At 44.1% G+C, this 19,207-nt stretch carries 19 protein-coding genes; 9 read left to right on the top strand and 10 right to left on the bottom strand.

Annotated features, from left to right (window positions below):
- The first annotated feature begins 292 nt into the window (after nt 1-292).
- A complete protein-coding gene (locus FAM09_RS19260; protein ID WP_136578767.1) occupies nt 293-1,564 on the top strand; it encodes a hypothetical protein in 1,272 nt (423 codons plus the stop codon).
- Nucleotides 1,565-1,638: 74 nt separating this feature from the next.
- On the opposite strand, the gene FAM09_RS19255 is transcribed toward FAM09_RS19260, so the two are convergent.
- From FAM09_RS19255 to FAM09_RS31485, 3 genes are all read right to left on the bottom strand, one after another.
- The gene (locus FAM09_RS19255) at nt 1,639-2,493 is read right to left on the bottom strand and encodes a pirin family protein (RefSeq protein WP_136578766.1); all 855 of its coding nucleotides are present in this window, start codon (nt 2,491-2,493) and stop codon (nt 1,639-1,641) included.
- Nucleotides 2,494-2,570: 77 nt separating this feature from the next.
- Nucleotides 2,571-3,080 (bottom strand): DinB family protein, encoded by a 510-nt coding sequence (locus FAM09_RS19250; protein WP_136578765.1) that lies wholly within the window; start codon nt 3,078-3,080, stop codon nt 2,571-2,573.
- Nucleotides 3,081-3,186: 106 nt separating this feature from the next.
- Nucleotides 3,187-3,888: an acyl carrier protein gene (locus FAM09_RS31485; protein ID WP_208025607.1), complete on the bottom strand. Its 702-nt coding sequence runs from the start codon at nt 3,886-3,888 to the stop codon at nt 3,187-3,189.
- 301 nt (nt 3,889-4,189) lie between these two features.
- Between FAM09_RS31485 and FAM09_RS19240 the strand changes: the two genes are divergently transcribed.
- Nucleotides 4,190-6,001: a c-type cytochrome gene (locus FAM09_RS19240; RefSeq protein WP_136578764.1), complete on the top strand. Its 1,812-nt coding sequence runs from the start codon at nt 4,190-4,192 to the stop codon at nt 5,999-6,001.
- Between the two features lie 36 nt (nt 6,002-6,037).
- Nucleotides 6,038-6,736 carry a carbohydrate-binding family 9-like protein gene (locus FAM09_RS19235; RefSeq protein ID WP_136578763.1) on the top strand — a complete coding sequence of 233 codons (699 nt, stop codon included), beginning with the start codon at nt 6,038-6,040 and terminating at the stop codon, nt 6,734-6,736.
- Here FAM09_RS19235 and FAM09_RS19230 read toward each other — a convergent pair.
- From FAM09_RS19230 to FAM09_RS19220, 3 genes are read right to left on the bottom strand one after another with little or no spacing between them, the layout of a single operon-like run.
- Nucleotides 6,697-7,827, bottom strand: a complete 1,131-nt coding sequence (locus FAM09_RS19230) for a pyridoxal phosphate-dependent aminotransferase (RefSeq protein WP_136578762.1) — start codon at nt 7,825-7,827, stop codon at nt 6,697-6,699. The two genes, FAM09_RS19235 and FAM09_RS19230, sit on opposite strands and share 40 nt — an antisense overlap.
- Nucleotides 7,828-7,851: 24 nt before the next feature.
- Nucleotides 7,852-8,355 carry a DinB family protein gene (locus FAM09_RS19225; protein ID WP_136578761.1) on the bottom strand — a complete coding sequence of 168 codons (504 nt, stop codon included), beginning with the start codon at nt 8,353-8,355 and terminating at the stop codon, nt 7,852-7,854.
- A 16-nt stretch (nt 8,356-8,371) separates the two neighbouring features.
- Complete coding sequence (locus tag FAM09_RS19220) at nt 8,372-8,797, bottom strand: VOC family protein (protein WP_136578760.1); 426 nt, start codon at nt 8,795-8,797, stop codon at nt 8,372-8,374.
- Nucleotides 8,798-9,277: 480 nt separating this feature from the next.
- Between FAM09_RS19220 and FAM09_RS19215 the strand changes: the two genes are divergently transcribed.
- Complete coding sequence (locus FAM09_RS19215; RefSeq protein WP_136578759.1) at nt 9,278-10,264, top strand: GlxA family transcriptional regulator; 987 nt, start codon at nt 9,278-9,280, stop codon at nt 10,262-10,264.
- A gap of 251 nt (nt 10,265-10,515) precedes the next feature.
- On the opposite strand, the gene FAM09_RS19210 is transcribed toward FAM09_RS19215, so the two are convergent.
- Nucleotides 10,516-10,854 carry an ArsR/SmtB family transcription factor gene (locus FAM09_RS19210; RefSeq protein WP_136578758.1) on the bottom strand — a complete coding sequence of 113 codons (339 nt, stop codon included), beginning with the start codon at nt 10,852-10,854 and terminating at the stop codon, nt 10,516-10,518.
- A 336-nt stretch (nt 10,855-11,190) separates the two neighbouring features.
- On the opposite strand from FAM09_RS19210, the gene FAM09_RS19205 reads away from it, so the two are divergent.
- On the top strand, nt 11,191-11,562 hold the full coding sequence (locus FAM09_RS19205) for an SWIB/MDM2 domain-containing protein (protein ID WP_136578757.1): 372 nt from the start codon (nt 11,191-11,193) through the stop codon (nt 11,560-11,562).
- Nucleotides 11,563-11,968: 406 nt separating this feature from the next.
- Nucleotides 11,969-13,579: a L,D-transpeptidase family protein gene (locus FAM09_RS19200; protein WP_136578756.1), complete on the top strand. Its 1,611-nt coding sequence runs from the start codon at nt 11,969-11,971 to the stop codon at nt 13,577-13,579.
- Nucleotides 13,580-13,635: 56 nt separating this feature from the next.
- Here FAM09_RS19200 and FAM09_RS19195 read toward each other — a convergent pair whose 3' ends face one another.
- The 3 genes from FAM09_RS19195 to FAM09_RS19185 all read right to left on the bottom strand — a co-directional run bounded on the left by FAM09_RS19195 (nt 13,636) and on the right by FAM09_RS19185 (nt 16,267).
- Nucleotides 13,636-14,094 (bottom strand): SRPBCC family protein, encoded by a 459-nt coding sequence (locus tag FAM09_RS19195; protein ID WP_136578755.1) that lies wholly within the window; start codon nt 14,092-14,094, stop codon nt 13,636-13,638.
- 12 nt (nt 14,095-14,106) lie between these two features.
- Nucleotides 14,107-15,081 (bottom strand): ligand-gated ion channel, encoded by a 975-nt coding sequence (locus FAM09_RS19190; RefSeq protein WP_136578754.1) that lies wholly within the window; start codon nt 15,079-15,081, stop codon nt 14,107-14,109.
- A 100-nt stretch (nt 15,082-15,181) separates the two neighbouring features.
- Complete coding sequence (locus FAM09_RS19185) at nt 15,182-16,267, bottom strand: WG repeat-containing protein (protein ID WP_136578753.1); 1,086 nt, start codon at nt 16,265-16,267, stop codon at nt 15,182-15,184.
- 163 nt (nt 16,268-16,430) lie between these two features.
- Between FAM09_RS19185 and FAM09_RS19180 the strand changes: the two genes are divergently transcribed.
- The 3 genes from FAM09_RS19180 (at nt 16,431) to FAM09_RS19170 (ending at nt 19,079) form a co-directional block, all read left to right on the top strand.
- On the top strand, nt 16,431-17,441 hold the full coding sequence (locus FAM09_RS19180; protein WP_136578752.1) for an alpha/beta hydrolase: 1,011 nt from the start codon (nt 16,431-16,433) through the stop codon (nt 17,439-17,441).
- Between the two features lie 4 nt (nt 17,442-17,445).
- Entirely contained in the window at nt 17,446-18,468 is a 1,023-nt protein-coding gene (locus FAM09_RS19175; RefSeq protein ID WP_136578751.1) for a pectinesterase family protein, read from the top strand.
- A 137-nt stretch (nt 18,469-18,605) separates the two neighbouring features.
- Nucleotides 18,606-19,079 carry a VOC family protein gene (locus tag FAM09_RS19170; protein ID WP_136578750.1) on the top strand — a complete coding sequence of 158 codons (474 nt, stop codon included), beginning with the start codon at nt 18,606-18,608 and terminating at the stop codon, nt 19,077-19,079.
- Nucleotides 19,080-19,207 lie beyond the last annotated feature (128 nt).

Raw genomic sequence — 19,207 nt, 5'->3', positions numbered from 1 at the left:
AAAGCAACCCATTACGTATTTTTATCATGCATTTTTTCCCTTGCGGCTTTCTGCTGTTGCACTCCGATTTATTTCATCAATTGTCAATGCAAATTTCATATACACTTAATATACCTGGAAGATGCAATGCGTAACTGCGTTTTGTGAAAAAAACATAGCATCATTACCGGTAGTTCTCTTGTTACTTTTATAGATTTTGTATAACTATGAACATGAAAGTTTGAAATGCTTTGAGCTCATCATTTCTTCTGTTAAACTTTTAACAACATTTACTTAACCTAAAAACAATCCTATGAGTTTACGTATTTACTGCCTTGCCGCAACAGCGGCAATAATGCTGCATGCCTGCTCGAAACAAACCCAGCCTGCGCCTGCTGATGATCCATCAAGCACAGAAACCCGAACCCCAATAGAAAATGCCATTGCTACCAATGTAACGGTTACGTATACCGACGAAAGCAGTTTTGTTAACAGCTTGTCTTCTTATGGCTTTAAGAATCCCGCTCAATTAAACCTTAATCGTGTTGGCACCAGCAGTGGTTATACTGCTGTGTATGGGTTCAATATTCCCAGCGACCGGCAGGTTAAAGGTTTTAAATGGAACAGCGGCGATGAGCAAACCACTGAATGGCGTCCACAGGGCATTACAGGCTTTACCTGGAGCGGAAGGAATTTTCTGCTTGTTACCTGGTTCGGCTGTGGACCCAATGATATAGAAGGCGTAGCTAATCAACACAAGGGTGTTCGCGTTTCCCTGGTCGATATTACCAGCATGAGTAACATTACTTACCGGCACATCTTGTTGGTGCAAAACAAGGCTAACATGTCGAACAGTGAGTTATACAGAGCAACTAATTCCTATGTGCAGCTCGGTTCCTATGCACCAGTAACCATTCACGCAGGCGGGGTAGCGTGTTATGCCGGCAAGATCTATGTTGCCGACACCCGACTGGGCATTCGCGTATTTGATCTTTCCAAATTTATCTCAGCATCCACTGGCGATACGGATGAACGGATCGGTAAAGAAACAGATGGAAGCCTGAAGGCATTCAACTATGCTTATATTTTGCCGCAAAGCGGGTATTATAAGATCACCAATGCTTCGCCCTTCTCTTGCATCGAACTGGGTTCAGGCGCTACTTCTTCCGACAAAATGCTTTGGACCGGTCAGTACGTAGAAGCTGGCAGCACCACCGTACCAAAAGTGTATGGCTTTCATTTGAATGCTTCCGGACAAATTGTTACCAGTCCGCAACCTGAAGTAATTACTCCCATCGATAACGACAATACGAATGTACATGGCATTCAGGGCGTTTACCGTGCAGGAACAAAAACCTTTATGACTACAACGGGTAATACCAGCTATGAGGGTTCTACCGCCAGATTGACCCGGTATAACGATGGCGCTGCAGCCGGCGTACGATACCGTTGGCCGCATGGCACCGAAGACCTGTACCTTGAACCAGCCACCGGTTATTTGTGGAACTTAACAGAGTATGAAACGTCAAAATATGGGGAAGATAATCGCTGCGTGTTTGCCGTACGGTTGTCGGACTATGATTAATGAAATTGACTATTGTTTCTAATAAAAAGTCCCCTCGATGCTTCGGGGGACTTTTTTTATAAGTAGCAATTGTATTAATAGCTTAAACTTCCGAACAATCCATTTTTATAATCGCTCATTGCCTGCTCTACTTCCTCAGCGGTGTTCATTACAAAATTGTCTTTGGCGGCTACCGGTTCATCAATTGGTTCTGCGCTTAAAAATAAAACCTGCGCATCGTCGGAGGCAGTTACAGAAATAGAAGACCCTGCTTTATCAAACACTACCAGGTTGTGCATTTCAACCGGTTGATCATTCACCACAATTGTTCCTTTTATCACATACAACAATGTCCAATAATCAGGGGTAGCCAATAATTCAATTCCCTTACCACCGGCTATTTCGCCAATCATTGAAATAACGGGGGTAAAATTTTGAATGGGCCCGGTTTGTTCGTTATAATCTCCACTGGCCAATCTGAATTGAACGCCCTCCTGATCAATAACCTTTGGCAACCGTTCAGCAGATGCAGATTGGTAAAAAGGTTGGTCCCATTTGTTTGCCCGGGGTGCATTTATCCAAAGTTGAATGAATTCCTGAACGCCTCCCGCCTGCAGCAATTCTTTTGTTGGTCCTTCGCTGTGCAAAATGCCTCTGCCGGCAAACATCCATTGTACGCCACCAGCTTTTATGATCTCATCATTTCCTGCATTATCCCGGTGAAAACCTTCTCCCTGCAACATGAATGTATAAGGACTAAACCCCCGGTGCGGATGCGGGTGCAGCCTTGACTGCTGACCGGCCTTGTACCGGGTGGGACCGCCATGGTGTATAACAATAAACGGGTTGGCAAACCGAAAATCCATGTGCGGCAATGGTTGCCTTATAACATCTTCATCGGTGATCTTTTTTTCGCGGGCATACAGGATATGATCGATCTTCTTTTTCATCGCATTATTTTATTATAAACAGCCTGGTAAGAAAAAGCACTACACAAATAAAAATAAAATTGTATGGTAGAAGTTACCTATTTTCCAGGTTTAAGATAAATAAGCTGGCCCAGGTGGTAGCTCTGGTGATTGGTTCTGTTAATAAGAACGTTTAGTTTGTTGCGGTGCGGTTCCCTGGCAAAATCTTCAGCTGATACTGCAGTATGTTTCCTGAACCATTCATCGGGTGTTGTTTTGGCTATGCCAGCCGACAATGCTGCGTTTACTTCTTTCCAATATTTTCTTAATTCGGGAACAGTGGGCATTTCCAATCCTGATTTATCAGGACTTGTTAGAAATATTTTTTCCAGATGCGGGTATAATTTCTCGCCAAATCCCAATAACGGCAACATGCCATCAGTTACAGCCACAAGGTGTCCTAAAAGGTAAATACCGGTATTTCTACCCGGAGCTGTTTCCGTAGCTAATTGTTCATCTGAAAGCTCGGCAAACAATTTGTCGGCGCGAACAAAATGTGTATCCCAGGCAGCTACGGCCATTTTAATAAACAGTTCCTGTACCGGGTGTGTTACGGCAACATCATTCATAGTTGAATTATTAATGTTTTAAAATAACAATAACCAACCTGGTGGCAATTTTGTTTAAACCAGATTGCAATACCATTAATATGGCTTCACCAAAGCAAAAATAGATTTAATTCATCCCCAGATCGTTCGTGATACTCTTCTCGGGGGTAATTTCATGCAGTTCAAGACCAGATTTATCAGCGATCAGATGATTAATAACCATCTCCACTTCTTTTTGGTTGGTGCCGGTTTCCTGAATAAGGGTGGCATAATTCTGCGATAAAACCAATTGCGTGAATGCTTTTACGGTTTCGGGGTTAAATACGGTGCGCACCGGATCGAGGATATTTGATAAGAATATTGTTCCAATTATACCCAGCACAGGAAGCAGGTACAACCAACTGGTGTAATCATACAGCTTAACCAATACCAGCGACCACACGAGCATCCCGGGAATTAATATTATTCCAGCAATATTTAATGCATTGGCCCAGGTGGCGGGCAGCACCAGTTGCGGCAATTTTAACTGCAGTTCCCTTTCCAGTTTTCGATACAATAAACGCCTGTTTGTTTGCGGGAAGATCTCATTCAACGAAGCACTCAACTGAATGTCATTCCGCTCTACCTTAAATGTATGAATGAGTGCATGGCGGAGCTTATAATACAGTTGCTGCGATTTGCATCTCATGCTCTGCCGGCCCTGCACGTAGCGCCATACAACTGCATGAAAGTCGCCTACGGTGATTATTTTTTCAGCTTCGCGGTCGGGAATGGTAATGCCGAATGCTTTTTCAACATTTACCACTAATTCTACGGTATCGAGCCCCATAAAGAGGTTTTGGTTGTTAAGGGTGCTGCTATATTTCTAAGGTCAATATAATAAAGATAAAAAAATAAGACCCCGTCTTAAAGGACTGGAAGAAATTTTTTATAAATTTAATTTCCCAATACACTTAACAACCTGCCTCGTTTTGTAACAGGAAGAGGATCTCATTTTTGGTATTTCTTGTTTATGGTTTATGACCTCAAACTATAAACATCAAACCATAAACTGCCTTTAGCTTCCTGTAGTACGCGAAAACCTCTTGTAATACTGATCAGGTAAGTTTTTATTCATTAAACTAAAGGCTATGCCCTTATTAGTCATTCGCCGTTATTGGACGAGCTATTTGTTTTGCATGTGTATATTACTGGCTTCCTGCAACACCCAACAACAAACATCCCCTTTACCTCCAGGCGATCCGGATAATGGCGGGCTTTTTTTACCAGGAAACTTTGAGGCAGTGGTTGTCGCCGACAGCCTTGGCCGGGCCAGGCATCTCACGGTAAATACCAACGGCGATATATATGTTAAATTAACCTACAACGACATTATGCATGGCCGTGGGGGAACAGTAGGGCTCAGGGATGCCAACAACGATGGTAAGGCCGACATCATTACTTATTTTGGCGATTATAAGGATGAAGGCGGCTTACCGGCCGGCATGGCCGTTCATAATGGTTACCTGTATACTTCTACCGTAAAACAAATTTTTAGAAACAAACTGCAACCCGGCGAGCTGGCGCCCAGTAGCAAAACAGAAATTATTGTAATTGACGACGATGAAGAGCTGAGAAAGCACTGGCATACCGCCAAACCGTTTGCATTTGACAGCAAAGGCCATATGTACGTACCATTTGGCGCGCCAACCGACGCAGCGCAGGATATTAAAGTTGCCGGTCCGGCCGGTATTCCCGGTGGCAAGGGACTTGACCCGGCACCCGACCTCGAAAAGTACGCCGGCATCTGGCGGTTTGATGCCGACAAAAAAGGGCAAACGCAGAAAGACGGTTATAAATATGCCACCGGAATCAGAAGCGTTTTAGCCATCGACTGGAACCCCATGGACGATTGCTTGTACGTTGCCATGAACGGCATGGATAATTTTCACACCCGCTATCCGCAGGTATATTCAGCCTGGCAGGCAGCGGTGCTTCCTTCTGAACCTTTATTAAAAGTCACCGAAAATTCAAATTTCGGCTGGCCGTATGCGTACTATGATCATATGTTGGGCAAAAATGTGTTACAACCCGGTTATGGCGGCGATGGTAAAACTATTGGCCGGGCAGCCCAATTCGATGTACCGGCAATGGGTTTCCCCGGTCATTGGGCGCCTATGGACCTGCTGTTCTATAAAGGAGATCAGTTTCCCGAACGGTACAAACAGGGCGCTTTTGTCGCTTTTCATGGTTCTACCGACCGCTCGCCCTATCCGCAAGCCGGGTATATTGTATGTTTTGTTCCCTTTGTAAATGGAAAAGCTACCAACTCGTGGGAGGTTTTTGCAGACGGCTTTACCGGCGTAGATACGGTGTTCAACACCAGCGATGCGCGTTACCGGCCCATGGGGCTGGCTATGGGACCAGATGGCTCGCTGTATATTTCAGAATCTAACAAGGGAAGAATCTGGCGCGTTATGTATAAAGGCGATAAAAAACAATTTGGCGCCGCACAACTGGCGGCCATGGAAAAGCGTAAAGAACGCACCTATATTAAAACGCCAGACGAAGTGAAAGATAACCTGGGCATGGGCGGCGAAATGAATGGACTGGTTTTATACAACAGTTATTGCGCCACATGCCACCAGCGCGATGGGAAAGGCGATAATAATCGTTATCCGCCGCTTGTTGGCTCCAACTGGATCGTGGGCAATAAAGAACAATTGATCAAGGTAATACTCAATGGACTACAGGGAGAAATTAAAGTGAATGGGAAAACTTTTAATGGCGTAATGCCTGCACATGGCGGATTTTTAGATGACCATGCCATTGCATCCATTGCCACTTATATCAATAAAAGATTCAATAATGAAAGCCGGCTGGTTTCTTCTGCCGAAGTAACGAAAATAAGAAATGCATCCGGTAATGGGTCTACAATGGTTAGCAGCCATACTGGCAATTAGTTTATAATAACAATACCTTTATCTATTTTACACGCCATGAGATCATCGGTTCCTATCGTGTTAATGGCCATATTTTTCGGCAGCATGCAATTTGCTTCCGCTCAAACCTATTTCGTTAAACGAGTTCCCGGGAATAAAATGAAAATTACAGGCAAGGGAGATAGTCCCGACTGGAACAAGGCAAACCAGCTTACTGATTTTTCTTTTCCCTGGGAAGTTGAAAAAGCGCCGGTCACCTCATTTGCTGCCTTGTGGGATGGAGATTGGTTGTATTGTTTATACCAGGTAAAAGACGATTCAGTGATCACCCTGGTGAACAAAAATGATAAGTTAGAAGTAGGTGCATGCGACCGGGTAGAAATATTCATGACCCCCGATTCAACCATGACACCCTATTACTGTCTTGAAATGGATGCTACAGGCCGGGTGTTGGATTACCGGGCATCGTATTATCGAAAAATGGATTATTCCTGGAAATGGCCCAACGAACAATTAATTATAAAAACCTCGGCTATTAAGGATGGGTATATTGTTGAAGTAGCCATCAGCATACAATCATTAAAAGAACTGGGCCTGTTGCGCAACAATCGCATACTGGCAGGATTGTTCAGAGCTGAACGTAACAATCTTCGTGAGGGAAAAGCAGGGTTACGCTGGATCAGTTGGCTAAAGCCAAATTCGGCAAAACCCGATTTTCATATTCCTTCGGCGTTTGGTGTCTTGGTGCTGGAGTGAATTGCCTTACTAACACATTGCAAGCCCTTTTCAAAAGCTGCTTTATTGAGCCAGCCAAAGCCTATGCGCATATACCAATCGGGCATGGCAAACCAATGACCGGCGCCAACCATGGTTTTATGCTTATGTAAAAGGATTTCATAAAACCGACCGGTATCAATTGTTTCGGGATGTTTGAACCGGGGAAAACAAACTACGCCGCCTTGCGGCAATACATATTCCAGGCTGGTTTCCTGCTGCAGCCAGGCAGTCAGAAGGTGAAAGTTCTCCAATGCTTTTTGATTGATCGTAACCGCAAACTTTTCCTTCTGCCGGTAAAATGCCAACGCCACTTCTTCGTCGAGCGCCGAATTGCTGACATACATCATTTCCTTGGCTGCCAGAAATTGTTCCATCAAACCTTCGTCCTGCGTTATGAGCCAGCCCATTCTTAATCCCGGCAGGCCGTAGGCTTTTGATAACGATGACACACTGATAACTTGCTTACTCATTGACGCTACTACCTGATAGGTAGTTTTAAAACAGATATCGCGGTAGGTTTCGTCTACTAACAGGTAAATATGTTGTTTTTCAGCTATGGTTATCAATGCCTGTAGCTCTTGCGGCGTCACGGTCATGCCGGTAGGGTTATGCGGAGTTGTTATACTAATGAGCCGGGTGGCCGGTGTTATCGCCGCTTCTATCGCCTGCACATTAATACGCCAGTTTTCTTCCAGGTGCAAGTCGATGTAGCTGATGGCGCAGCCAATGGTTACCGGTACTTCAATATTAGTAGCATAATTGGGTCGAACCACAATCAAATGGTCCTGCGGAGTAAGCAAGGCCGTATTAATGATAAACAATGCGGCTGCCGCTCCATTGGTCAATAATACCTGGTCCCTGTGCAAACCGCCTGCATCAGCAGCTATCATTTGGCGGAGAGCCTCATTACCACGATGGGGAATGTATTCGAGTTTCAACTGCTCCAGTTGAACATTCAGCTCACCAAAGGTGAGGTCGGATACAGAGCTTTCAGCAAGGTTATACAAAATGGCATCGGCCCCTTTTTCCTCAGGCGATTCCTTCTCTATAGGCATTCTTTTATATAACATAAGCAGGTAATTGATTCGTACCTGCTAAATTACCAGCTTTTCACTAATATGCTTAACCTGGTTGGTATGGCGTTGGGTATGAAAAATTATGAAAGCGATCAACTCCATTCGGGTAGGTTCGCCAAAGATGGGCATATGGCAGGTGGCTGTCAGGTCCAATATTTTTATAGCCTTGCCAATTTGTTCCCGTCCGGCTTTGAAAGTATTGATCAGGCTGTCTTTATCGTGCGTTTCGACGGTTGGAATAATAAATTCAGGCGATGGCAGCCTGGAAGAGAAGTCCAGGAAGACCGCTCTCAGGTTATTTACCATTTCGTCGGGAGGCCTGTTAGTTGGTTCCACAGGTCCATTAAGCGCCTTTATCATGGCTTCGTCTGATTTGCAAAGATGTTCTATTACCTGCGCGGCCGTCCAACTACCCGTAAACGGAACTGTATTTATTGCTGATTGGCTTAAAGCAGCCACCCTGTGGAGAAACGCATTGGTGGCTGCTTCAAATTCCTGATATAATTCGGTTGCTGTTTTCATGACTTACTTTCCCCTTTTATTTTGGATGTGTTTCAACGTTTATCATCCAGCTAATACCAAATTTATCGATGAACATGCCAAAGTACGCGCCCCAGAAAGCATCTGCCATTGGCATCACCACGTTACCGCCGGCTGATAAGCCCTTGAACAACCTGTCGGCTTCTTCCCTGGTATCGGGATGCAGGCTGATATTTATATTGTTACCGGTAACGGCTTTAGGCATAGATGAAGGTACATCGCTACCCATTAAATAGTTGCCGCCGGCAATGGGCAATGAAATATGCATGATCAAATTATCTTCCTTTTCAGAAGCTTTGTATTCTGCAGGCATATCTTTAAACCGGCTAACAACCAGGAATTCGCCACCAAATACTGATCTGTAAAAATTGAATGCTTCTTCAGCATTGCCATTAAAGTTCAAATAAGGGTTTAATGCAGGCATGGTATTTTATTTTAATTGTTTGTAAATAATATCCTGGCTTTGTCTCCGGGCAGGTGGTTATTTCATGGGAACGATGGATTTATCACCTTATTTTCCTGCAAAACCATTGCCAGGGCCGGCAACCGGTATTCCTTCAGGCGCTGCGCACAGGATACTCTTTCCCTCCGTTCTTACACACTAACAGCCTGCCGCAATCGTTTTCAAAAGTACATTCACGCAGGATATTCAAAAGGGTGTAATCGTGACCAATTAAGGGGTTGATTGCGACAATATTTCCAGCTCATAATTCCCCCTGCTGTATAACTTTTGCAGCTTTTTGCAACAAGTATTATTGCGCCAATTGTTCTTTATCTTTATCAGGGGGAATTCTACCATAAAAGTTCATAATCATATCCGGAACTTTTCAGTCTTTATCATGGTAAAATCCTTCCCTGTCGGAAGTACGGGCATCTGGTTAAAAACATTAAATACATTACAAAGATGAAACACGTTTCCATACTTATTCCGCAAGGTCATTGCAGCCTGGTGAATATTGAAGGAACGCACCAGATACTTTCTGAAGTAAACATCCTGTGCACCAGAATGGGCAAGGCCCCTTTGTTTGATATTCGTATGGTTGGGTTGTCAAAAGAAGCAAGTCAGCGGGACGGACTATTTACCATTAAGCCCGACTGCCTGTTACATGAAGTGGTTAAGACCGATCTGATCATTATTCCCGCTATGCATGGCCATTTTCAAAAAATAGTAGAGAATAATCAACCATTCATCCCCTGGATCCTACAGCAATATAATAACGGCGCCGAGGTGGCCAGCCTTTGCATTGGTTCTTTTTTCCTGGCGGCAACAGGTCTTTTAACAGGCAAACCATGCGCCACCCACTGGCGTTTCGCCAATGAGTTCAGGGCCATGTATCCCGATGTACAATTGGTAGACGACAAGATCATTACCGATGGCGAGGGTATTTATACAAGCGGCGGCGCTTATTCTTATTTGAACCTGCTGGTGTATATGATTGAAAAATATGCCGGCAGGGATATTGCCATCCTGATAGCCAAGGCATTTATGATAGATATTGACCGGATGCTGCAATCGCCCTTTATCATTTTCCAGGGCCAAAAATCCCATGAAGATGAAACCATAAAGAAAGCACAGGAGTACATTGAGAAGAATTTCGAAGAAAAAATAACGGTCGATCAACTGGCCGATACATTTGCCGTAGGCCGCCGCAGCCTGGAGCGCCGGTTTAAAAAAGCCACCTGCAATACCGTAACGGAATACATTCAACGGGTTAAAATAGAGGCTGCCAAGAAAGATCTTGAGTCTGGCAGAAAGAATGTACTGGAGGTTATGTATGATGTGGGCTATAGCGACGTAAAGGCTTTTAGAAGCATCTTCAAGAAGATCACCGGCCTTTCTCCCATTGAATACCGTAATAAATATAACAAGGAGTTGCTGGTGATTGATTAAGTAAGTTGGCTGGTGAATGGTCAATGGTCAATGGTGAATAAGTCCCGATTTCCCAGGTCTCGCGCTTTAGTACATGCTTTCACTATTTGCTTTAGTTTTAACCATTGGTCCTGCATTCGCTTTAAGCTTTCAACTCTTTACGCCCTGAGCTTTCGGCATACAGTTATATTTTGTGCAGTTATTTTCCCATTCACCACTCACCAAATGCGTTCAATAAACACAAGGACCTTTACACTTCTTACCAACACTTGTCACTTCCTCTTGCCCGTCTTCCTCTTCTTCGTCTCCAGTTCATCCAGATAATTTTCGAAGTTAAAGAACCGGTCTGTCCATATCTTCCTGTATTGTTCTACCCAGGCAGACACTTCATCCAGCGACTCGAGGCGGGCTTCCAGGTACCGTTCCCGACCGAATTGTGTAACAACCACCAATCCGCATTCAATAAGCATTTTAATGTGCTTATAAATGGCGGTGCGGCTTACAGCGAAGTTCTCAGCCACGGCATTTACGTTCATTGGGTGGTGGGCGAGCATGTTAATGATCTCCCGCCGGGTGGGGTCGGCAATAGCCTGAAATACATCTCTACGCATGTTATAAATAGGAAACCTTTAGGTTGCAAATATAATGTAACCTTTAGGTTGCGTAAATAAATTCTTAATAAATACCCGGTTCCCATAGGAGAAATCATAAAAAAGGAGTCTTATGTTTGCAGCAGCTTACTTAATTTCATTACGACAGCTATCGGGAAAAACGGCCCTGTACAGGCGAGGAAAAGATAGATTTTAACAGCTGAATATTTCGGTAATTCGTATTGTTATCTATAAATTTGATATATTCACAAATAGGTTCGGTGCAAATGGATACTTCAAGCACCTTATAAAATCAAACAAAAAGTTTCATTATTCACATTTAAATTTTAAAACACTATGGCAAAAACAGCTAAGAAAGCTGCTAAGAAAGCAGTAAAAAAAGCAGCTAAGAAAGCGGCTCCTAAAAAGAAAGCAGCAAAGAAAGTAGCTAAGAAAGCAGCTCCTAAAAAGAAATCTGCACGTAAACCAAATGCAGCATTCATGGCTCCTCTTACCGCCAGCCCTGCTCTTGCTGAAGTTATAGGTACCAAACCATTACCAAGAACTGAGATCGTTAAGAAGATCTGGGATTATATCAGAAAAAATAACCTGCAAGACAAAAAGAACAGAAGAATGATCAATGCCGATACAAAGCTGAAACCTCTCTTCGGTAAAGATCAAATTTCAATGTTTGAACTGGCGAAAGTGGTTAACAAACACGTGAAGTAGTTCGTATATGCGAATTGAAGGAATTAAAGCTTTTTACAGGAGCAAGATGGGTTTCAAACCTGTAAAAATGCCGGGTTAGTAAGTACCTTTTTTCTTTATCTCCTTCATTTCTTAGCTATTAAAGGCCTTTACCATTAAGAGAACGGGCCTTTACATATTACCTCAAAGGCAGTCATTAAGAACCGGATTTCTTTGATACATACGATTGCTAACCATAGCTACCGATCTTAACGAGCCGGCTATTGCAACGTATGAAATCGCCTTCCAGCTACGTTTATAACGTGCTATTGCGGGGTTTACGGGTATAACTGGCAGTTGAACTTAAACTACAAAGAGAGAATACACCAGTCATATTCATGAACCCCTTTTTTATTGTAGCGTACCCCTATTAGAAGAGCAACTTTTTATGCAAAAATTCATTTGTGCCGCCCTTGGCCTATGCCTGTTATGTATTTGGGGATGCAGGGAATCGAGTATTAAATCTGAAGTGAACCGTAAAAAAGATTCCATCAATAAAGCAGTGCAACAAACAGCCCGCGATATTGCCGGTAACTTCAGCGACCAAAGTACCCTGCGTTTTTCCTCCTCCAGCGTTGATTCCTTTTTTGTTAAGTATGATACCCTGCGCAGTTTTCTGGATGAACTGAATAAATTCTATACCACCCGCCATTATGCTTTTGCCTGGTTTACCGAGAACGGTTTAACCGAACAGGCCAGCCACCTGTATGTACGGCTGGAGAACCTGCCGGAAGAAGGACTCAATATTGTATTGCCGTACAAGCGGCACCTCGACAGCCTGATCAATAATGGCAATACGCATGCACTCAATCAAAAAACCGAGACTGAATTGCTGCTAACAGCCCTTTACTTTTTCTTTGCACAAAAGGTATGGGGTGGGCTTGAAGAAAGCGCCACCCAGCAGGTTGACTGGCTGATGCCGCGTAAAAAGCTTTCCTATAGCGGCCTGCTCGACTCCATCCTGAAACCAGGCAACTCATCCACCACGATTCAACCGGTTTACCGGCAATACAATCTGCTGAAAGAATATCTGAAGAAATATAAAGCCCTGCCCCCGGTTAATATTACCATCAGCCTCCCTGATAAAAAACCTATCCGCCCGGGCGATACTTCTACCATGATCATTAAGCTGCGAAAAAAGCTTTTTCTGCTGGGCGACCTTACAACACCAGACACCACTTCCTCCATCTACGATACTACCCTGTTAACAGCCGTTAAACGGTTCCAAAGAAGGCATGGCATGAAAGACGATGGCATTGCAGGCGGCGGCATGGTGCGGGAACTGAATGTACCTGTACAGCAAAGGATCGAAAAAATTATTGTGAACATGGAACGCAACCGCTGGCTGCCTACCGATGTTCGCGGCAGGTACCTGGCTGTAAACATCCCTGAATTTGTGCTTCATGCCTATAACGATGACTCGTTATTATGGAATATGAATGTGGTAGTGGGTAAGGACGTAAACAAAACAGTGATCTTCGCCGGTACCATCAGCCAGGTGGTATTCAGCCCGTACTGGAATGTGCCTGCCGGCATTCTGAAAAAAGAAATTCTGCCAGGTATTCAAAAGAACCCCAACTACCTGGAAGTACATCATATGGAAAAGTTCGGCAATGGGGTACGTCAGAAACCCGGCCCCTGGAACTCTTTGGGCGCTGTGAAGTTCTTGTTCCCCAACAGCCATAGCATTTACCTGCACGATACGCCTTCAAAAAGTCTTTTCCGGGAAAGTAAACGCGCATTCAGCCATGGTTGCATAAGAGTGGCCGAACCAAAGAACCTGGCCATGTATATGCTTCGTGACGATCCCAACTGGACGGAAGAAAAAATTACACAGGCAATGGCCAGCGGAAAGGAACAGTACGTAGCGGTTAAAAACCCCATGCCGGTTTATATCACTTATTTTACGGCCTGGGTCGACAGGCAGGGAGACCTGAATTTCAGAGATGATATTTACAACAGGGACCCTCAATTGGCCAACCTGCTTATGAAGCATTAAAAGACCCGGGAACGAACTAAAAAGGGCGGACGACATCAAAGATTGTCCGCTCTTTTTTATGCAAATATGCGCTCTATAGCGGCTTTACGATAAACAAATAATTCCTCGATCTTCCGGCGAACCAGCAGGGCATGCGCAATTCTCCCTAACGGTCCGTAAGGCAGTTGGTATTTCACCACATCCTGCATCAGAATACCATTCTCTTTTTCAATGAACGTATGGGTATGCTCCCAACAACGGTAAGGCCCTTTTAGCTGTATATCGGTAAAGGAGAACGGCTTTTGTACATTCCGGATCTCAGTTTGCCACATCATGGAAATACCAAACAACGGTTTTATCTTATAATCGATCAGCATGCCAGCATAAATCTCTTCGCCATTCAATGCTGTCAGGGTTTTAAAATCCATGGCTGGCGGCGTAATTAATGAGAGGTTAGTGGGCGTTGAAAAAAAGGCCCATGCTGCCTGCATATCAACGGGCAGTAACTGTTCCGCTTTAAAATAATATATGCCCATGATAATTTTGCTTTACGCGCTGGCTTCCGATATAAAATAAATATTCGCTACCACATATATCAGCAGCAACACCTGCGCCATGATCATATCAAAACGGCTGGATGTTTCAATTTCGCCTTTTTTAACCAAACGGAGCGACCAGGCTGTTGAAGAAATTACTGAAAATATAAAGAACAGGGTCAGGCCGTGTAAAGTATCTACCAGGGTAAAAGATGTTGACTCAGGCAGGGAGGAATCGATGATATACTTATTACCAATCACGGCAAATAATGAACCCACACTTAAACCAAATCGCGAATCCATGCCATCGGAATGGATATAGAAACACACATAGGCGATCAGAAATGCGATGTACATGCCCAGGAATAACTTCCAGAACAGGCCCATGGCATCGCGTTGTACGCTGAGCCGCACTTTGAAGTTGCTGTATTCGGTATGGGGTTTTTGTAATTTTTCATCGCCGAATGCGGTTTCATACGCTTTTTTGCCCGTGCCAATGATGCAACTGTCGATCGTCCAGCCGCTCATGGTGAACCGTTTGTCATAATGTTCCCCAACCGTATCAGCAACAAAAACCAGGTACCGGGAATCGAATTGTGAATTTTCAATAGAAAACCGCAGTTTTTGTTTATCAAAGGGAAAGTTGCCGATCTTCCAGTTGTCTTTCATCACGCACTGCAATTTCATTTGCATATACACTTTATCGCCCGAACTGTCTACTGTAACAAACGACTTGGTGACATCTTTCGCACCAGGCACTTCCAGGTTGTCGTAGAAATTAAAATCCCGGTTCTTATATTTCAGCCAGAGCCATAAGTTAACGGTGAATTCTTTTTGCTTGAAGTCGATATCATGGATGCTGGTAATATAAATGCCCGCGCTAACCGTATCGGGTGTTATATCCGGGGCATCCTTGGCAGTAGCATTAAATGAAGCAAGGCATACAATGATCAATGGAAAGAGGTACAGAATCAGGCGGTTTTTCATCAGAATATTTTTCAGGTCCGAAGGTAGAAAATCGATCAGGAAATTACAAGGAAGAAGAAGCCACCTTTTTCAACACTCCTGTATGCATGAGCACTCTAGATTATTGCGAAGAGAACGCATCTGATTTTTTTGTAAGATAGGCGATCACGCTTTCAATATCCTGCATGTCGTATTTGTCGTTGTATTTTTCTATGCCATACCCATAAAAACCAAGCGCAACGGGAATAGTAGCAGGCACCGGAGCGCCCCTGTTAATAACATTCCCCGCAGTTGAAACAGTTACATTCAACACCCACAAAAAAGCGCTGTATTGCGACCATTTTTGCTTATAGCAGGCGCCGCAATGCTCACACCGGTACAGGTTGTTCCCAAGGTGCTGCAACTTTTTCATAAATGCCGAAAACAATAACTCCTGGTCAACAAAACCTACCGGCTGGTTCCATTGAATAAAATCCCTGAACCGTTCGTATTCGCAGGGACAACCCGACCGGTACATTTCTTCTACCAACTGTTCGCACGCTACCGCGAACTCCTTTTTCTTCCGGTTGAATTCGTTCAGGTGCTCCAGGTTATTGTTCCATACTACCTCGCCGCCAATCGTCAGCTCGCCTTCTTTATAATCTTCGCCTTCCAGCACCTGTACCGTCACTTTATTTCTATACACCCGGCCGATGGAAATATATATTTGCGGAACTACAATTTTCCCGGTTTTATCAATCAATCCCCAGGTTTTCAGATCACCGAACTTTGCATAGCCATTTTCAAAATTGGTGAGCAGCGGGAACCAGTAATCAACGACCAGGTTGCCCTGTTCATCAATGGCGCCATGTAATTCCTCCTCATTTCTTACAATGGCCCTTCCTTCTGCAAATTCATCGGCATAGAGAAATTGCGGCGGAATTACTTCCACGCCAGCTTTATTGATGAAGCCCCATTTTTCATTGGTCATTACCCTTGCCAGGCCTTGGGTAAAATTGCCGTACGACTCGTATTTATTGCTGAAAGGCAGTACTATATTTCCGGCAACATCGAAATAAGCGGTATATTCTCCCTCTGTAACGGTGAACAGATCATCTGACAGAAGCGCGACAAAATCGTATATGGCGGGAATAACAACATCGCCGTCGGCCGTTTTAATGCCCATTTTATTGCCTTCGTAATATTGAAAATAACCGCCAGCGTCCATACATGCGAATTAACGGATAATAAATTAAAAACAAGCAATACCGTTTTTTTTACCACGATGGTCATTTTTTCAACTCCGGATGGAGTTCAAATTCAATAGATTTGTATACCAGTGGAGATAGCACCCATAAATAACTACTTCAATTCAGTTAAACCGTAACTCAATGGCCAGGAATTGCTTTGCCGGTAAATGGATTTCCACCTGTGCAGGTATATTGTCCCTTTTCATTTCGTCAGCCGTTTATTCCCAGGCACAGCGGGTAAATGGGCACACGCCCAACCGCGACACTTCATTTACTACATGGAGCGCTTTTGTGCATACCCGCAAATCGCACCCGGAAGCTCAAATAGTACCCGAGCTCAAATCAAAAGAGATAGCCGAAAAAAGAAATATGCCATACAGTGAGTATGGCAAATACATATTGGGTTTGGACGCTTTTTACCCTGCCGAACGGTTTAAACAAAAACGAACAGCCATTGTGATCATTCATGGTGGTGGCTGGCGGTCGGGTAACCCTGCACAGCATCATCCACTGGCGCAGCAGCTGGCAGCCAGGGGTTATGTTTGCTTTACGCCGGAGTACCTGCTTTCTACCCAGCAATCGTACCCTGCAGCTATATACAACTTAAAAGCGGCCTTGCGCTGGGTGGTCAAAAATGCCGGCAAATATGAAATCGACACCGCTAAAATTGCGGTATTGGGTTTTTCAGCCGGTGGCGAACTGGCAGCTTTCCTGGGCACTACGGTGGGCCATCCGAAGTTTGAAGGCTACCTGAAACGCAGGGAGAAACCGGCTCCTGTACATGCTGTGATTGACATAGATGGAACGCTTTCCTTTACACACCCCGAAACCGGTGAAGGCGACGATAGCAAAAAAACTTCTGCAGCCACTTACTGGTTGGGTTATTCGAGAAAAGACAGCCTGGCATTATGGGAAGAAGCGTCTCCGCTAACGCATGTTGGCCCGCATACGCCGCCCACCCTGTTCATCAACAGCGCTGTAGCAAGAATGCATGCCGGTCGCGATGATTATATCAAAGTACTTGACAAATACAATATTTATTCTGAAGTAAAAACTTTTGAAGGCGCACCGCATTCCTTCTGCCTGTTTGAACCCTGGTTCACCCCAACCGTAACATATATCGATGATTTTTTAAAAAGAGTATTTAAATAACTATATGAAACAGTTTGCTTTTTTTGTAAGCCTTACCTTTATTGGTATTACTTCTTTACAGGCACAAACCGCCAATCCGCAACAGTATAAATATGTTTTTACGGTTGCTAAAGATGGTTCGGGCGATTACAAGTATATTCAGGAAGCCATTGATGCCATGCGCGTATTTCCGCTGGCGCCTATAACGCTGTATATAAAGAATGGCGTGTACAACGAAAAAATTGAATTGCCTGCCACCAATACCGATGTAACTTTTATTGGGGAAAGCGTTGATAAAACCATTATCGTATTCAATGATTACTCGGGCCGCGGCAAACTCACCACATTCAATTCTTTCACCGCCAAGATCGTAGGCAATCGTTTCAGAGCAGAGAACATTACGTTCTCCAATTCCGCCGGACCTGTAGGACAAGCCGTTGCCCTGCATGTGGAAGCAGATCAGGCGATCTTTATCAACTGCCGGTTCCTGGGCAACCAGGATACTATTTACACCGGTGGCGAAACCGCCCGGCAATTATTTGTAAACTGTTATATTGAAGGCACTACCGATTTTATTTTTGGTCCGGCTACGGCAGTATTTCAAAACTGCGAAATACGCAGCAAGACCAACTCGTATATAACGGCTGCCAGCACTACGCAGGGCAAAAAGTTCGGGTATGTGTTCATGGATTGCCAACTCACGGCAGATAGCGGCGTAACCAAAGTATACCTGGGCCGCCCCTGGCGCAGTTATTCAAAAACCGTATTCCTGCGTTGTACAATGGATAAACATATTACGCCCGAAGGATGGAATAACTGGGGGAACCCGGCCAATGAGCACACAACGTTTTATGCGGAATACAAAAACAGCGGTTCCGGTGCTACTACTGCCAACCGCGTAAAATGGAGCCATCAGCTTACTGATAAAGATGCCGCCAATTATACGCTGGCTACCATCTTCGCCAATGAAGGATCTGCTTTACCTGTAAATCCCAAATGGCACCAGGAGCAGAGCATGCGTACATTTGAATGGCCGGCTAAGAAATAGTGAATGGAGAGTTGTGAGTGGGCTCCAAAATGTCGCAATCAACCCCCATTTTGTCATTAACCCACCCTGTTCCTCCTGAATAAGTCAGGTACTTTTGTTATGACATTCACATTGGTTAAACACCTAAAAGTATACTCATGCAAAAGATCACTCCTTTTTTATGGTTTAATGATAATGCTGAAGAAGCTGTCAATTTTTATATGTCGGTTTTCAAAAATTCAGAAATAAAAGCGGTTGCCCGGTATGGCGATAAAGGACCTGGTCCAAAAGGCAGTGTGATGACGATTGAATTTGAACTCAATGGCCATCCTTTCATTGCATTGAATGGCGGGCCTATGTTCAAATTCACAGAAGCTATTTCTTTTGTGGTGGATTGTGAAACCCAGGAAGAGATAGATGAAAAGTGGGATAAATTAATATCGGGCGGGGGACAACCCAGTATGTGCGGCTGGCTAAAAGACAAGTACGGATTATCGTGGCAAATTGTTCCGCCCATTTTAGGTCAATTGTTAAGCAAAGAGTCAAAGAAATCGGCTAAAGTAATGGAAGCTATGCTTAAGATGAGTAAGATTGATATTGCAACTTTAAAACAGGCTTACGAACAGGCGTAAGTCAAAATATGGGTAATAGGGGAAAATGAATGTGGAACTGGTTCCCCAAGTTAAATGGTATTTCTACAATTAATAAAATCCTGTGCTAGAGATTATCATGTATGGCAAATAAATAAAACACTTACTGT

The organism is Niastella caeni, assembly GCF_004834005.1.
Lineage (GTDB): Bacteria > Bacteroidota > Bacteroidia > Chitinophagales > Chitinophagaceae > Niastella > Niastella caeni.
This window is presented reverse-complemented; position numbering and strand designations above follow the sequence as displayed.

Excerpts from the sequence above, each read along its gene's own strand:
- FAM09_RS19260 (WP_136578767.1), top strand. The coding sequence starts at position 293 with ATGAGTTTACGTATTTACTGCCTTGCCGCAACAGCGGCAATAATGCTG.
- FAM09_RS19255 (WP_136578766.1), bottom strand. The coding sequence starts at position 2,493 with ATGAAAAAGAAGATCGATCATATCCTGTATGCCCGCGAAAAAAAGATC.
- FAM09_RS19250 (WP_136578765.1), bottom strand. The coding sequence starts at position 3,080 with ATGAATGATGTTGCCGTAACACACCCGGTACAGGAACTGTTTATTAAA.
- FAM09_RS31485 (WP_208025607.1), bottom strand. The coding sequence starts at position 3,888 with ATGGGGCTCGATACCGTAGAATTAGTGGTAAATGTTGAAAAAGCATTC.
- FAM09_RS19240 (WP_136578764.1), top strand. The coding sequence starts at position 4,190 with ATGCCCTTATTAGTCATTCGCCGTTATTGGACGAGCTATTTGTTTTGC.
- FAM09_RS19235 (WP_136578763.1), top strand. The coding sequence starts at position 6,038 with ATGAGATCATCGGTTCCTATCGTGTTAATGGCCATATTTTTCGGCAGC.
- FAM09_RS19230 (WP_136578762.1), bottom strand. The coding sequence starts at position 7,827 with ATGTTATATAAAAGAATGCCTATAGAGAAGGAATCGCCTGAGGAAAAA.
- FAM09_RS19225 (WP_136578761.1), bottom strand. The coding sequence starts at position 8,355 with ATGAAAACAGCAACCGAATTATATCAGGAATTTGAAGCAGCCACCAAT.
- FAM09_RS19220 (WP_136578760.1), bottom strand. The coding sequence starts at position 8,797 with ATGCCTGCATTAAACCCTTATTTGAACTTTAATGGCAATGCTGAAGAA.
- FAM09_RS19215 (WP_136578759.1), top strand. The coding sequence starts at position 9,278 with ATGAAACACGTTTCCATACTTATTCCGCAAGGTCATTGCAGCCTGGTG.
- FAM09_RS19210 (WP_136578758.1), bottom strand. The coding sequence starts at position 10,854 with ATGCGTAGAGATGTATTTCAGGCTATTGCCGACCCCACCCGGCGGGAG.
- FAM09_RS19205 (WP_136578757.1), top strand. The coding sequence starts at position 11,191 with ATGGCAAAAACAGCTAAGAAAGCTGCTAAGAAAGCAGTAAAAAAAGCA.
- FAM09_RS19200 (WP_136578756.1), top strand. The coding sequence starts at position 11,969 with ATGCAAAAATTCATTTGTGCCGCCCTTGGCCTATGCCTGTTATGTATT.
- FAM09_RS19195 (WP_136578755.1), bottom strand. The coding sequence starts at position 14,094 with ATGGGCATATATTATTTTAAAGCGGAACAGTTACTGCCCGTTGATATG.
- FAM09_RS19190 (WP_136578754.1), bottom strand. The coding sequence starts at position 15,081 with ATGAAAAACCGCCTGATTCTGTACCTCTTTCCATTGATCATTGTATGC.
- FAM09_RS19185 (WP_136578753.1), bottom strand. The coding sequence starts at position 16,267 with ATGGACGCTGGCGGTTATTTTCAATATTACGAAGGCAATAAAATGGGC.
- FAM09_RS19180 (WP_136578752.1), top strand. The coding sequence starts at position 16,431 with ATGGCCAGGAATTGCTTTGCCGGTAAATGGATTTCCACCTGTGCAGGT.
- FAM09_RS19175 (WP_136578751.1), top strand. The coding sequence starts at position 17,446 with ATGAAACAGTTTGCTTTTTTTGTAAGCCTTACCTTTATTGGTATTACT.
- FAM09_RS19170 (WP_136578750.1), top strand. The coding sequence starts at position 18,606 with ATGCAAAAGATCACTCCTTTTTTATGGTTTAATGATAATGCTGAAGAA.